This is a genomic window from Pseudomonas sp. NY15463 (assembly GCF_048068415.1).
GTDB classification, from domain to species: Bacteria; Pseudomonadota; Gammaproteobacteria; order Pseudomonadales; family Pseudomonadaceae; genus Aquipseudomonas; species Aquipseudomonas mosselii_C.
On the sequence record NZ_JBLUQD010000002.1, the window covers coordinates 159550 to 173982 of the forward strand.

The 14433-nt window shown below is 63.5% G+C and carries 12 protein-coding genes and 1 pseudogene; 6 read left to right on the forward strand and 7 right to left on the reverse strand.

Annotated elements, in window-relative coordinates:
• Positions 1-2: 2 nt before the first annotated feature.
• Genes ACNFIC_RS04915 through dapA form a run of 3 tightly spaced genes read right to left on the reverse strand, consistent with a single transcriptional unit; the run spans position 3 to position 2782 of the window.
• The gene (locus ACNFIC_RS04915) at positions 3-761 is read right to left on the reverse strand and encodes an MBL fold metallo-hydrolase (protein ID WP_416780171.1); all 759 of its coding nucleotides are present in this window, start codon (positions 759-761) and stop codon (positions 3-5) included.
• The gene (gene bamC, locus ACNFIC_RS04920) at positions 762-1877 is read right to left on the reverse strand and encodes an outer membrane protein assembly factor BamC (RefSeq protein ID WP_138218423.1); all 1116 of its coding nucleotides are present in this window, start codon (positions 1875-1877) and stop codon (positions 762-764) included.
• A gap of 17 nt (positions 1878-1894) precedes the next feature.
• Positions 1895-2782, reverse strand: coding sequence for a 4-hydroxy-tetrahydrodipicolinate synthase (dapA, locus tag ACNFIC_RS04925; RefSeq protein WP_138218424.1), 888 nt, complete (start codon positions 2780-2782; stop codon positions 1895-1897).
• Between the two features lie 225 nt (positions 2783-3007).
• On the opposite strand from dapA, the gene ACNFIC_RS04930 reads away from it, so the two are divergent.
• Both ACNFIC_RS04930 and ACNFIC_RS04935 read left to right on the forward strand, forming a co-directional pair.
• Positions 3008-3568 carry a glycine cleavage system protein R gene (locus tag ACNFIC_RS04930; protein ID WP_138218425.1) on the forward strand — a complete coding sequence of 187 codons (561 nt, stop codon included), beginning with the start codon at positions 3008-3010 and terminating at the stop codon, positions 3566-3568.
• Positions 3569-3578: 10 nt separating this feature from the next.
• Complete coding sequence (locus ACNFIC_RS04935; RefSeq protein ID WP_138218426.1) at positions 3579-4052, forward strand: peroxiredoxin; 474 nt, start codon at positions 3579-3581, stop codon at positions 4050-4052.
• A gap of 112 nt (positions 4053-4164) precedes the next feature.
• Here the strand turns inward: ACNFIC_RS04935 and ACNFIC_RS04940 are convergent, their stop codons facing one another.
• Both ACNFIC_RS04940 and ACNFIC_RS04945 read right to left on the reverse strand, forming a co-directional pair.
• Complete coding sequence (locus ACNFIC_RS04940; RefSeq protein ID WP_138218427.1) at positions 4165-5235, reverse strand: AI-2E family transporter; 1071 nt, start codon at positions 5233-5235, stop codon at positions 4165-4167.
• Positions 5236-5257: 22 nt separating this feature from the next.
• The gene (locus tag ACNFIC_RS04945) at positions 5258-5497 is read right to left on the reverse strand and encodes a sulfurtransferase TusA family protein (protein WP_416780174.1); all 240 of its coding nucleotides are present in this window, start codon (positions 5495-5497) and stop codon (positions 5258-5260) included.
• 106 nt (positions 5498-5603) lie between these two features.
• Between ACNFIC_RS04945 and ACNFIC_RS04950 the strand changes: the two genes are divergently transcribed.
• Positions 5604-7040 carry a M48 family metalloprotease gene (locus ACNFIC_RS04950; RefSeq protein WP_138218429.1) on the forward strand — a complete coding sequence of 479 codons (1437 nt, stop codon included), beginning with the start codon at positions 5604-5606 and terminating at the stop codon, positions 7038-7040.
• A gap of 312 nt (positions 7041-7352) precedes the next feature.
• Here the strand turns inward: ACNFIC_RS04950 and nadA are convergent, their stop codons facing one another.
• Positions 7353-8411 carry a quinolinate synthase NadA gene (gene nadA / locus ACNFIC_RS04955; RefSeq protein WP_138218430.1) on the reverse strand — a complete coding sequence of 353 codons (1059 nt, stop codon included), beginning with the start codon at positions 8409-8411 and terminating at the stop codon, positions 7353-7355.
• A 268-nt stretch (positions 8412-8679) separates the two neighbouring features.
• Positions 8680-10194 carry a YdgA family protein gene (locus ACNFIC_RS04960; protein WP_416780177.1) on the reverse strand — a complete coding sequence of 505 codons (1515 nt, stop codon included), beginning with the start codon at positions 10192-10194 and terminating at the stop codon, positions 8680-8682.
• A gap of 561 nt (positions 10195-10755) precedes the next feature.
• Between ACNFIC_RS04960 and ACNFIC_RS04965 the strand changes: the two genes are divergently transcribed.
• From ACNFIC_RS04965 to ACNFIC_RS04975, 3 genes and pseudogenes are all read left to right on the forward strand, one after another.
• Positions 10756-12105 carry an APC family permease gene (locus ACNFIC_RS04965; protein ID WP_138218432.1) on the forward strand — a complete coding sequence of 450 codons (1350 nt, stop codon included), beginning with the start codon at positions 10756-10758 and terminating at the stop codon, positions 12103-12105.
• Positions 12106-12382: 277 nt separating this feature from the next.
• Positions 12383-13372 (forward strand): annotated as a pseudogene (locus ACNFIC_RS04970) (HAMP domain-containing protein); the annotation flags it as partial.
• 102 nt (positions 13373-13474) lie between these two features.
• Positions 13475-14230, forward strand: coding sequence for a methyl-accepting chemotaxis protein (locus ACNFIC_RS04975; protein WP_416780628.1), 756 nt, complete (start codon positions 13475-13477; stop codon positions 14228-14230).
• Positions 14231-14433 lie beyond the last annotated feature (203 nt).

Below are 14433 nucleotides of genomic sequence, written 5' to 3' on the forward strand. Positions count from 1 at the left end.
GGCTAGGCGATATGGCGCCAGTCGAGCCCATGGTCCTGATTCGCCACCTGGAGCCAGTTCGGATCGCACCCGAGGGTATCGACGAAACACTGGAGCGCCAGTTGTGGCAGGTTGTTCTTGCTGCTGAGGTGGGCCAGCACCAGATGCTGCAGGTTGTTCCAGCCCAGCTCTTTCACCAGGCTTGCGGCCTGGTGGTTGTTCAAATGGCCCTGGCTGCCACCGACCCGCAGCTTGAGAAAGCGCGGATAGTGGCCACGGGCAAGCAGGTCACGGCAGTGATTGGCTTCGATCAGCAACGCATCGAGCCCCTGATAACGTTCGAGCAACTGCGAATCATAGCTGCCAAGGTCAGTGAGCATGCCAAAGCGCCGCTGGCCGTCGCTGATCACGTACTGCAGCGGCTCGTAGGCATCATGCTCGACCCGCGCGGCGCTGACGTGCAGCGCGCCGATGCGCAGTACATCGCCACAACCGATGAACTCGGCCACATCCACCGGCTTGCGCAAGCCGCGCAGGGTGCCTTGGCTCATGTAGACCGGTACATTGTAGCGGCGTGCGAGCAACCCGACCCCATGCACGTGGTCGGCATGTTCATGGGTGACCAGCACCGCGCTCAGTTGCTGCGCCGAAACCCCGAGCAGCGCCAGGCGCCGCTCGGTTTCACGTAACGAGAATCCGCAATCGACCAGAATGAACGTGTCACCACTGGCGATCAGCGTGCCATTTCCCTGGCTACCGCTTCCCAGAACCGCGAAGCGCACTTAGCCCAGGCGGTCCTGGATGGCGCTCAGCACGCGGCGGGCCACATCGGCCGGTGCCACGGTGTTGATGTTCTTCTCGACGGTCACCTGCACGTTCTCGCCCACTTTGCTCAAGCGCACCTGATAGCGCTCGGCACGGGCTTCACGTTCTTCCTTGGTCGGTTCGCTGCCGAACACGCGGCTGAAGAAGCCAGGCTCCTTCTGCTTGTCTTCCGGCTTCTCGGACAGGTTGATGTAGTACAAGCCAAGGCTGCGGTTGATGTCTTCAACCCGCCACTCGCCCTTTTCCAGGGCGCGGCCTACGCCAGACCAGGCGCGGTCCAGGTCCGAGCCGAGGTACAGCACCGGGTTGCCGCTGCCGTCTTCGCTGAGGCTGACCTGGCTGGGTGCGTCGAAATCGCGCGCCGCCAGCAGCGACACCGAACCGCCCTTCTCGGCGCTGCGGTTCATGCTGGCAAGCATTTCGTCGACCAGCAGCGCATCGGCGCCAGCGTTGCTCGACGTGGATGGGAAGTCAGGCTCGGCCGTGCTGCCCGCCGGGCGCTCGACGCTAACCACGTAGACTTCCGAGGTGTTGCGCTGCACGCCGGGTTCCATGCGCACACGCACGCGCACTTCGCTGTCCTGGCTGCTGGAGGCGCTGGCCAGACGCTGGCCGAGCGAGGCCGACAACTCGTCGAAGCGCTGCCAGGTGGTGGTGAACTCACCGGTCTGCGGACGCTCCTCGGCGATACGGAAACCGTTGTCCTCAAAGAACTGATGGGTTACCGGCCAGACTTCGGCAGGCGCGCGCTGGGCCAAGACCCAACGGCTGCTGCCGCTGCGCTGCAGGGTGAAATCGCTGACATCGGCGCTGGCCGACAGCGGCTGCGGGCGCGGCACCTCGAATTCGCCGGCCGCCTGGCCGTCGGCGACGTTGCGCGGGATCGGCAGCAGCGGGTCGAGGCGCTTGACGTTGGTCGCGTCCGGCGGCAGCTGCATGGGGGCGGTCGGACGCGCCTCCAGGTAATCGCTGCCACGGTCGCGGAAATAGCCGTCCTCACCCCACAGCCAGCCGCAACCGCTGGTGCTGGAGATGATCAGGGCAAGGGTGGAAAGACCAGCCAGTCGCTTCATGCGGTGTACTTCCTCGATTAAACCAGTACGCCGGACTGGCGCAAGGCAGTACGGACTTTGTCGTGGCAGCTGTCGCTCAGCCAGGTCAATGGCAGGCGAATGCCCTTGTGCATCAGGCCCATTTCGACGAGGGCCCATTTCACCGGAATCGGGTTGGCCTCGCAGAACAGGTCCTTGTGCAGCGGCATGAGTTTTTCGTTGATCGCGCGGGCCTTCTCGGCATTGCCCTCAAGGGCGGCCTCGCACATATCGGCCATTTCGCGCGGGGCGACGTTGGCGGTAACGGAGATGTTGCCCTTGCCGCCCATGAGAATCAGCTCAACCGCGGTCGGATCGTCACCGGACATGACGATGAAGTCTTTGTCGACGCCGTCCAGGATCGCCTTGGCGCGCGCCAGGTCGCCGGTGGCTTCCTTGATGCCGATGATGTTCTTGACGCTCGACAGGCGGATCACAGTCTCGGCCTGCATGTCGCAGGAGGTGCGGCCGGGTACGTTGTAGAGAATCTGCGGGATGTCGACGGCTTCGGCGATGTGTTTGAAGTGCTGGTACAAGCCTTCCTGGGTCGGCTTGTTGTAGTAGGGCACGACCAGCAGGCAGGCGTCGGCACCGGCATTCTTGGCATTTTGCGTCAGGTGCACGGCTTCGGCGGTGGAGTTGGCACCAGTGCCGGCGATCACGGGGATCGGGTGCTTGCTGTGCTTGACCCGCTCGACCACGTGCTTGATGACCAGGATGTGCTCTTCGACATCGAGCGTTGCGGATTCACCGGTAGTGCCGACAGCGACGATCGCGTGGGTGCCGTTTTCCAGGTGGAAGTCTACAAGTTTGTCGAGGCTGTCCCAGTCCAGACGCCCTTGTGCATCCATGGGTGTGACCAACGCCACCATACTGCCCGCAATCATGTAACTGCTCCTGCCGGAAAAAGAGAGCGGTAATGGTACTGGGGGCATCGGCCTTGTACAAGCGAAGCAGGCGGGCGGAGCATTCCCCTTCGCGCCTTATTTCGCTACCCTTGATCCTTTGATCGGTGCAGCGCGGCCCGTCGGGCCGTCGACAGTGCTTCCGGCCTGCCTGCATAGCCGCCAACCCCGTCCTGCACCGACCGCTCATCGCTTTAGGAATGCTGCATGTCCACCCCCACCGTCCGCGAACAATTCATCGTCATCAGTGCCCTGGGCCCTAACCCCATGGAGCTGGCCAACGTGCTGAGCCGCGCAGCCTTCGACAACCGCTGCGCGGTGGTCACCTCGCGCCTGACCCGCCACGGCGAAACCAGCGCCCTGGTGCTGCAGGTCGGTGGCAGTTGGGATGCCCTGGCACGCCTTGAAACCACCCTGCCGGGCCTTGCCAAGAAACACGATCTGACGCTCAACGTGGTACGCAGCGCCGATCAAGAAGTACGCCCGCAAGCCCTGCCGTACGTCGCTTATGTCAGCGCCGCCTACCGCCCGGACATCATCAGCGAGCTGTGCCAGTTCTTCCTCGACCACCGCGTCGAACTCGACGCCATGACCTGCGACACCTACCTGGCGCCGCAGACCGGCAGCAGCATGCTCAACGCCCAGTTCACCGTGATCCTGCCGGCCGGCACCCAGATCAGCTGGCTGCGCGACCAGTTCCTCGATTTTGCCGACGCACTCAACCTGGACGCGCTGATCGAACCGTGGCGCCCACAGAACCCTGTCTAAGGAGGCATCCATGGCTGTAGCACTCGACCAACCCGTCGCTGATTTCCAGGCCCAGGCCACCAGCGGCCAGAGCGTCAGCCTGGCCGAACTCAAGGGCAAGCAGGTGGTGCTGTACTTCTACCCCAAGGACAGCACCCCAGGCTGCACCACCGAGGGCCAGGGTTTCCGCGACCAGCATGCGGCGTTCCAGGCGGCCAATACCGTGGTATTCGGCGTCTCGCGCGACGGCATCAAGTCCCACGAGAACTTCAAGGCCAAGCAGGCGTTCCCGTTCGAGCTGATCAGCGACAAGGACGAGGCCCTGTGCCAGCTGTTCGATGTGATCAAGCTCAAGAAGCTGTACGGCAAGGAGTACCTGGGGGTCGACCGCAGTACCTTCCTGATCGACGCCAACGGTGTCCTGCGCCAGGAGTGGCGCGGCGTCAAGGTGCCGGGGCATGTGGATGCCGTCCTGGCAGCGGCCCAGGCCCTGAACAAGGCTTGAGACAGGTGCTGGCTCGTTCGCGGGTAAACCCGCTCCCACAGCAGTAGCGCAAGCCTGAGGGGAGCGGAAATCCTGTGGGAGCGGGTTTACCCGCGAAGTAGCTAGCGCATTTTTAGAGCATCGGCGAAACGCTGCTCTCCTGCCGAGGCCAGGCATCAAGCACCGCCTTGAACAACGTCGCCAGCGGGATGGCGAAGAAGATCCCCCAGAATCCCCACAGCCCGCCAAACAGCAGCACCGCGCAGATGATCGCTACCGGGTGCAAGCTCACCGCTTCCGAGAACAGCAACGGCACCAGCACATTGCCGTCCAGCGCCTGGATGATCGCGTACACCGCCATCAGGTAGATGAACTGATCGCCCCAGCCCCACTGGAACAACGCGATCAGCGTCACTGGCACGGTCACCACCACCGCACCGACATACGGCACCACCACCGACAACCCCACCAGCAGCGCCAGCAAGGCAGCGTAGTTGAGCCCCAGGGTGATGAACGCAATATAAGTGGCGCTGCCGCAAATCAGGATTTCAATGCCCTTGCCACGGATGTAGTTGGCGATCTGCCGGTTCATCTCATCGCCCACCCGGTTGAGCAGGGTGCGCTGACGCGGCAGGTAACCGCTGACCCAGCGCCCGATCAGTTCGCGATCTTTAAGGAAGAAGAACACCAAAATCGGCACCAGCACCAGGTAGATCATCGCATTGACCAAAAGCGGCAGGCTCGACAGCGAGAACGTCAGCGCCCATTGGCCGAACTTGCCAATCTCTCCGCGTACCGACTCGATGGCACGCAGGACCTGCTCGTCGGATACCAGATGCGGATAACGCTCCGGCAACAGCAGCAACAGCGACTGCCACTTGCCCAGCATGCCCGGCAACTCGTTGAACAACGTGATCAACTGATGCCAGAGCAGCGGCACCAGTACCAGCATGAACACCGCCAGCGCGCCCATGAACAGAGCGAACACCAGCCACACCGCCACCCGCGTCGGCACGCGCAGACGCTCCAGGGCATTGACCAGGCCCTGCATCAGGAACGCCAACACCATGCCCGCCAGCACAGGCGCCAGCATGCCCCCCAAGGTGAGGACCACGGTGAAGGCCAGGAACAGCAGGACCGCCAGCACCACTGCCTCTTCATCGGAGAAGTAGCGCTGCATCCAGTCGCGAAGCACTTTGAACATTGACGATCCTAGTGATGAGGGCTTATGCCTTGCGCAGCCAGTAGGTGTATACACCGGCCTCGGTGGCTTCATGCAGCAGCGTATGACCGGCCAGTTGGGCGAACGTGCGAAAGTCGCGCTGGGAACCGGCGTCGGTGGCGATCACCTTGAGCACCGCGCCACTGGCCAGGCGATTGAGCGCCATCTTGGCCTTGAGCAACGGCAATGGACAATTGAGACCGCTGGCGTCGAGCTCGGCGTCACAACTCGGAAGGTCACTCATCGGGCGCAGCTCCTGGGCAGGCTGAGAAAAGCCGCTAGGATACCGCCACTGGTCGGCATCGTGCGACCCGGCTACAGTAAGCCTTTTGACCGACGCGAGCTTCTGCATGAATCGACTGCGCCCCACCTTGCTGGCGCTGGCCTGCCTGATGGCCCTGCCAGGCCACGCCGACGACCTGCCGTCATTGGGCGATGCCAGCTCCGCCATTGTCTCGCCGCAACAGGAACACCAGCTCGGCCGCGCCTGGCTGAGCTTGCTGCGCGGCCAAGTCAACCAGCTCAACGACCCACAGCTCAAGGACTACGTCGAGACCAGCGTGTACAAGCTCGCCGAAACCAGCCAGCTACAGGACCGACGCCTGGAATTCATCCTGATCGACAGCCGGGAGCTTAACGCCTTCGCAGCTCCCGGCGGGATCGTCGGGGTCAACGGTGGGCTGTTCCTCAACGCCCAGACCGAAGGCGAGTACGCCTCGGTGCTGGCCCACGAACTGGCGCACTTGTCCCAGCGCCACTTCGCCCGTGGTGTCGAGGCCCAGCAGCGCATGCAGTTGCCGATGATGGCCGCACTGCTAGCCGGCATCGTGCTGGCCGCTGGCGGCGGCGGTGATGCGGGCATCGGCGTGATCGCCGGCACGCAAGCGGCCGCCTTGCAGGAACAACGCCGTTTCTCGCGGCAGAACGAGCAGGAAGCCGACCGCATCGGCATCCAGAACCTGGAAAAGGCCGGCTACGACCCCCGCAACATGCCGTCGATGTTCGAGCGCCTGGCCCGCCAGTACCGTTACGACGCCAAGCCACCTGAGTTCCTGCTGACCCACCCGGTCACCGAGTCGCGTATCGCCGACACCCGTAACCGTGCCGAGCAGGCGCCCAAGGGCGGCGTGGAAGACAGCCAGCGCTACCAACTGATCCGCGCCCGTGTTGCCCTCACCTACGAAGGCACGCCAGGCCTGGCCGCCAAGCGCTTCCGCGCCCAACTGGACGAGGACCCAACCCTGGACGCTGCGCGTTACGGCCTAGCGCTGGCGCAAATCAAGGGTGGCCAACTCAACGAAGCGCGCGACAACCTCAAGCCACTGTTGGCCAAGGCGCCGAACGACATCACCTATAACCTTGCGCAGATCGACCTGGACATCACCAACAATCGCCTGGCCGATGCCCAGCAACGGGTTCAGCGCATGTTGCAGCTGTACCCTGGCAACTACCCACTCAAGCAAGTGAGCGCGGACCTGCTGGTCAAGCAAGGCAAGCCGGCCGAGGCGGAAAAGGTATTGGATGAGCTGGTGAAGAACCGTCCAGACGATCCGGACGTGTGGTATGACGTGGCCGAGGTGCGTGGCCTGTCAGGCAACACCATCGGCCTGCACCGCGCCCGCGCCGAATACTTCACCTTGGTGGGGGATTTCGACCAGGCCATCCAGCAGCTGGACTTCGCCAAGCGCCGGGCCGGCAGCAACTTCCCGCTTGCCGCGCAGATCGACCAGCGCCAGCGTGAGGTGATGGAGCAGCAGCGCATGGTCAAGGACATGATGGGGCGCTAGGGCCTGAATCCAGCGCTGTACCTGTAGGAGCGGCCTTGCCGGGGCGCCGGACCGGCCGCTCTCATAGAACTACACATAACTTGTTGATTTAGCAGGGACCTGTGGGAGCGGGCTTGCCCGCGAACACCGGCGAAGCCGGTGCCATACACCGAGTCGCCTGCTTCGCGGGCAAGCCCGCTCCCACAGGGTACGCGGCGCGCTTGCGAAATCAGTTCTCTGCACGACAGCGCAGCCCGGCAGGGCTGGGTGAACTCCTACAGGTACAGTGCTGGATTCAGGCTTACCGCAATCCTGTAGCCGCTGCGCGGCGCCTCAGGCGTTACCAGACAATTTCAAGCGCGCGGCCTGGGTGAAATCGAGCATGCGGTTCAGCGGCTTGATCGCCTTGGGGATCAGCGCCGGCTCGACGAAAATCTCGTTGCTCCCCGTACGCAGGCAGTCGAGCACCCGCTCCAGGGTGTTCATCGCCATCCAAGGGCAGTGCGCGCAGCTGCGGCAGGCCGCGCCGTTGCCGGCCGTGGGGGCTTCGATGAATTCCTTGTCAGGGCACAACTGCTGCATCTTGTAGAAGATGCCACGGTCGGTGGCGACGATGAACTGCTTGTTCGGCAGCGTTTGCGCAGCCTTGATCAGTTGGCTGGTGGAACCCACCGCGTCAGCCAGGTCGATTACCGATTCGGGCGATTCGGGGTGGACCAGAATCGCCGCATCCGGGTACAGCGCCTTCATGTCGGCCAACTGGCGCGACTTGAATTCCTCATGGACGATGCACGCACCATCCCACAGCAGCATGTCGGCGCCGGTTTTCTTCTGGATGTACCGACCCAGGTGCTGGTCGGGCCCCCAGATGATGGTCTCGCCGTTGTCCATCAGGCTTTCGACGATTTCCAACGCGCAGCTGGAGGTCACCACCCAGTCGGCACGCGCCTTCACCGCCGCCGAAGTATTGGCGTATACCACCACGGTGCGCTCGGGATGCTGGTCGCAGAAGGCCGAGAACGCCTCGACCGGGCAACCCAGATCAAGCGAGCAGGTCGCCTCGAGCGTGGGCATCAGGACGCGCTTTTCCGGGGTGAGGATCTTCGCCGTCTCGCCCATGAAGCGCACGCCAGCCACCACCACGGTCTCGGCGGGATGGTTCTTGCCAAAGCGCGCCATCTCCAGGGAGTCGGACACACAACCGCCGGTCTCCTCGGCCAGGGCCTGGATCACCGGGTCGCAATAGAAGTGGGCTACCAGTACAGCGTTCTGCTTCTTCAGCTCAGCTGCGATGGCCGCACGGTACTCGGCCTCCTGCGCGGGCGTCAGCGGGTGAGGCTGCTTGGCGTCGAGGTGGGCCTGAACCAACAGGCGTTCGGAAATCTGGGTCATGATCGCTGGACCTGCAGGGCGCTTGGCGCGTCAATCGAGAGTATCACCCGGCCCTGGCAGATCGGCTAATGGCGCCGGACGGCCAGCCTGGGCGGGCCCTCCCGACCCCTCTGCGGGCACGGATTATTATCGGACGGCGAAGACTACAGGCAATCGGGGCGATGCAAAAGGGGTTTTTGCGTTGCCCGACCCAATGCAATCGCGGGGCAAGCCGGGCCGTTTGACGCCAGGCCCGGCCTGCCCCGCGATCAGTACCACGCAAGCTCGATCAACCCTGCGGCTGCAACGCCGACAGCTGCGCGCCGATCAGCATGGCGAACTCTTCGACGGTCATTTTCTTGCCGTTGAAGTCGACCATGCCATCGGCGTATTGCAGGCTGGTCACCACGTCACTGCCCTGCACCGTGGCCATGCCGCTCTGCAGCGCCATCATGCCCACCATCTCGCCAGCCTGACTGGACTGCTGGGCGATCGCCTGCGCGTCGGTCTCGCCGCCCAACAGCGCCTGCAAGGTGGCCAGGTCGCCAATCATCGGCTTGGACACACTGAGTTTGCTGTGCAGGCGGCTGATCAGTTGCTTGCCCAGCTGATCAGGCGGCAGGTCGAACGAGCTGGGGTTGGCGAAGTCCATTGCCAAGTTGAACTGACTTTCACCATTGGCCGTCTTGAACGCCAACTTCTCCAGGGCGAACTGCGGCTTGCCGGCGAGCAGCTTCTGCAGGTCAGCCTGCACCTTGAGCTTTTCTTCCGGGGTCATGTCCAGTGCTGGCAGCCCGTTACCCTCGGCAGCAGCCTGCTGCATCTCGGGCAGCTTGCCCTGATACCACTGCATCAGCGACTGCATGGCCGGGATGTCTATCGAGCGCATGGTGAAGACCATCTCGCCACTGCCTACCTCGCGCCCGGCATAGGTGATGTCGCCGACCTTGTACTCAAGCCGCCCGGACAGCTTGTCCTTGGCCTCGCCATCGGCGCTGTACAGGTTGTTCTGTTGCAGGTCACGCAGCACCAGTACGTCCTGCTTGGGCCCGCTGGTGATCTGCGCATCGGCCAGGGCCAGGTCGACATTGCCGACATACACCATGTCGTGGTCGGTCTGGCTGAGCTTGCCACCGACCTTGAAGCCCTTGAGCAGCACCTTGACCGGGGTTTCCTGGGCATCGACGAAGTGCAGTTCCAGGCTACCGACGTTACCGTGCACCTCGGCCGCTTTGCCTTCGCGGTCGCCGCTCACTCGCAACTGCATGCCGGAGAAGTCCAGCACCTTGTCGCCGTCCTGCTCGAGCTTGACCGGAGCCAGGCGAATATCGCTCTCGACATGACCGCTGTAGCCCAGGCTCACCTGCGCAGTTACCGGTGACTGGTCACCCGCAGCCGCGAACCAGTCAGCGGTGTAGTCATCCTTTTGCAGCGCGCTGTTGCTGGTAGCCATCACCGGCATCAGCTTGAATGCCTTGACCCGCGACCAAGGGAACGGGCCGTGCTCGATCTGATCGACCACACCAACATCGAAGTTCAGCTTCTGCTCTTCACCGAGCTGAATGTCCTTGGCCTTGAGGCGGTAATGCGCGGTGCTGGTGAAAAAATGCTGCTCCAGCGAGACCAGTTCGATGGTCATGCTGCCGCCAGTACCCACCAGGGCCTTTTTCAGCTCCTGGTTACCCTGGGTGATGGAGCGCTCCAGCTCTGCGGGCAGTTGCTTGCCGGTGTACCAGGCGCCAGCAGTGGTTGCGACGGCGATGGCGACGGCCAGACCAGAAAGGATGCCTACTGATTTCTTCATGAATAAAACCGATTGCTGTCCATAAGGGGGAGGAACGCGCAGGCCTCAAGGCGTGCCGCGCGGCCGGGCAAGCATAGCCGATTGAGCATGGACGCTGCACGAACCCGTCGTGCAACTGGGAGGCTGCCGGCCTGAGCCTCCCAGGTATAACGGCACCGCCACCGCCAAAAGATTCGTAAAATTTTACGAACACAACAATCGATAAAAAAGCCATCAATGCCAATTTTATCCGCTTATATCGGCCAAATTAACCGATTAACCTTCCAATAGATCGTCAGCTTGTCATGTTTAACTTGACACCTCCCTAGGCATCGTTTTTTATTCCACCCACCTTGCAAGCGCCCGATTCCAACGTAGAAGAAAACGCGCCGCCATCATGCCCCTACGCCCCAGCCCCCACGCGCCGCCGTCCTCGTTGCGGCCCTGCCAGCCCTGACACCAGCGCCCTCCCCGCGCACTTCGCAGCTCCTCCATAAAAGGTGAACAACATGGAGCCAACCCGCTCGACCTTGCCGTGCACGTCATCCGCGTCCGCCGCCCTGAACCAGGAGTGCCGCCCGCATGCCTGACCACAGCGCCGCCGACAACGCCCAGTTCCGCAAATCACTGCGCCTCTGGCATGTAGTGATCATCGGCCTGGCCTACCTGACCCCAATGACCGTGTTCGACACCTTCGGCATCGTCTCTGGCATCACCGCAGGGCACGTGCCGAGCGCCTACATATTGGCCCTGGCCGGCATTCTGTTCACCGCCGTGAGCTATGGCACCCTGGTCCGCCGCTTCCCGCAGTCGGGCTCGGCGTACACCTACACCCAGCGCGCGATCAACCCGCACGTGGGCTTCCTGGTAGGCTGGTCGTCGCTGCTGGACTACCTGCTACTGCCGATGGTCAATGCGTTACTGGCCAAGCTGTACCTGTCGGCGATGTTCCCCGAAGTGCCGGAGTGGGCCTGGGTGGCTGGCTTCGTCAGCCTGATCAGCCTGATCAATATGCGCAGCATCAACCTGGTGGCGCACTTCAACTTGCTGTTCGTGCTCGTACAAGTGGCGATCATGAGCGTGTTCGTCTACCTCTGCGTACGTGGCCTGGATCAGGGAGAGGGCCTGGGCACGGCATGGAGCCTGACACCGTTCGTGGACGACAAGACCCAGTTCGCCGCCCTGGCCGCCGGCGCGACCATCCTGTGCTTCTCGTTCCTGGGCTTCGATGCGGTGACATGCCTGTCCGAGGAAACCCGCAACCCCGGCAAGACCATCCCGATGGCGATCTTTCTCACCGCGCTGATCGGCGGTGTGGTGTTCATCGGCGTGTCGTACTTCATCCAGGCTTACTTCCCAACCATGCAGCGCTTCCACGACCAGGAAGCGGCCCTGCCGGAGATTGCCCTGTACGTGGGTGGCAAGCTGTTCCAGTCCGTGTTCATCGCCTGCACGGTGATCAACACCATCGCCTCCGGCCTGGCCTCGCAGACCAGCGTCTCACGCCTGCTGTACGTGATGGGTCGCGACAACGTGCTACCGGCGGGGGTGTTCGCGCGCCTGCACCCTCGCTACAAGACCCCGGTGGTCAACATCGCGGTGGTCGGCCTGGTGTCGCTGTCGGCGATCTTCTTCGATCTGGTCACCGCCACCTCGATCATCAACTTCGGCGCGCTGGTGGCCTTCAGCTTCGTCAACCTGTCGGTGATCAACCACTGCTTCGTGCGCGAGGGCCTGCGCCAAGGTCTGGCCAACCAGCTGAAGTACCTGGTGCTGCCGACCGTCGGCTTTTGCATCATCGTCTCGCTGTGGCTGGACCTGAACGAGCACTCGCTGCTGTTCGGCGGGGTCTGGGCGGTGCTGGGCGTGCTGTACCTGGCGTGGCTGACCAAGGCCTTCAGGGTCGCACCACCGAACTGCCTCGCCGAATGAACCACCGGACGCCCGCCTGATAGCGGGCGTCTTTTTGCCGATCGAGAAGGAAAAGCCCATGCTACCGCGCCGCCTCTCCATCCAGTGGAAGATCACCCTGCTGGCGGGCCTGTGCCTGCTGGCCATCGTCGCCGTGCTGGTGACCTCCGCGCTGAGCCAAGCCCGTCGCAGTGCTGCGCTGGTCAACCAGGCCAACACCGAAATGCTCGACCACAGCGCACGCCTGCGCTTGCAGGCCTACGCCGAGACCCAGGCGCTACGCATCCAACGCTACTTCATGGACGCCTACCAGTACGGCAACGGTTTTGCCCGCCTGGTGCAGGTGCTCAGGCACCGGGGCGGCAGCGACCTGCGCGGCGAACTGATCCGACAGGCCCGCGCCAGCCTTGCCGGCAATCCAGATGTGATTGGCCTGTACGTGGTATTTCAACCTAACGCCCTGGATCACCAGGACAGCCAGTTCATTGGCCAGGATACCAACGGCAGCAACGAAACCGGGCGCTTCTCGCTGTACTGGTCGCAGCCACGCCCTGGCACCCTGGAGCAAGAGGCCATGCCCGAGTCGATGCTCGGCGACAGCAGCCTGGGCAGCAACGGTTTTGCCCGCAACCGCTGGTTGACCTGCCCACAGGAAACCGCCAGGGCCTGCGTGCTTGAACCCTACCTCGACGACGTCAACGGCAAGCAGGTGCTGATGACCAGTATTGCCCTGCCGTTGCTGGAAAATGGCACGGTAGTGGGCGTGCTCGGCTTGGACATCGGCCTGGACAACCTTCAGCAACTTAGCCTGGACGGACGCCAGGAGCTGTTCGAAGGCCAGGGCCAGGTAAGCATCGTCAGTCCCGACGGCCTGCTGGCCGGACACAGCCGCGATGCCCGCCAACTGGGCCAAGCGCTTGGCAAGGAGGTTGCCGACGGTGTACTGCAAGTGGCCCGGCCATTCTCACCGATCCCTGACACCGCGCCCTGGCAGGTGCTGCTGGAACTGCCCGAAGCCGTGTTGCAAGCCCCCGCCGTGGCCCTCAACCAGCGCCTGGACGCGCACAACCGTAGCGCCAACCTGAGCAGCCTGCTGATCGGTCTGGGCGCTGCGCTGCTGGGCCTGTTGCTGGTGTGGCTGACGGCTCGCGGTGTAACCCGCCCGATACTGGCCGTGGCCGAGCGGCTCAAGGACATCGCCAGCGGCGAAGGCGACCTGACCCGGCGCCTGGACTACGCCCGCGATGACGAACTGGGCCAGCTCAGCGGCTGGTTCAATCGCTTTCTCGACAAGCTGCAACCGGTGATCGCCCAGGTCAAAGGCTCGCTCAGCGAGGCCCGTGGCACCGCGGACCAGTCGGCACTGATCGCCAGCCAGACCAGCGCCGGCATGCAGCAGCAGCAGCGCGAGATCGAGCAGGTCGCCACCGCCGCCAACGAGATGAGTGCCACCGCCCAGGACGTCGCGCGCAACGCCTCCCAGGCCGCGCAAGCCGCGCGTGGCGCCGACCAGGCGACCCGTGAAGGGCTGGCACTGGTGGCCGCTACCCGCCAGGCCATCGACCAGTTGGCCGGCGGCATGGACACTGCCATGGACGAAGCCCGCGCCCTGGAAAGCCGCGGCGAGCAGATCGGCTCGGTGCTCGAAGTGATTCGCGCGATCGCCGAGCAGACCAACCTGCTGGCGCTCAACGCTGCCATCGAAGCGGCCCGCGCAGGCGAAGCCGGACGTGGCTTCGCGGTGGTCGCCGACGAAGTACGCAACCTGGCCCAGCGCACCCAAGTGTCGGTGGAAGAGATCCGCCAGGTGATCGAAGGCCTGCAACAAGGCACCGTCGATGTGGTCGGTGCCATGCACCAGGGCCAGCGCCAGGCCCAGGACAGCGCCGCGCAGATGGAGCAGACCCTGCCCGCCTTGCAGCGCATCGGCGAAGCGGTAGCGGTGATCAGCGACATGAATCTGCAAATCGCCAGCGCTGCCGAAGAACAATCCGCCGTGGCCGAGGAAGTGAACCGCAACGTGGCGGGCATTCGCGACGTGACCGAGTCGCTGTCCGGCCAAGCCGAGGAATCGGCGCACATCAGCCAGGCACTCAACCGCCTGGCCAACCAGCAGCAGGCGCTGATGGAACAGTTCCGCGTCTGAAGCACCGCTCAGGCAATGGATAAAGAAGGTTTTCGTGGGACGGCAACGCGCCGCTCCCGCGCTCAACCTGCCCCAGCCGGCGAAACATGAAAGGCTCTAAGTCGCCGCCCCCCCCCCCTCTTTACACAACTTAACAAGCTGGCAGAATGCCACGACCTTGTGTGGCTTCATTGCGCCACCACCGCCGAATACGCCCACCACGC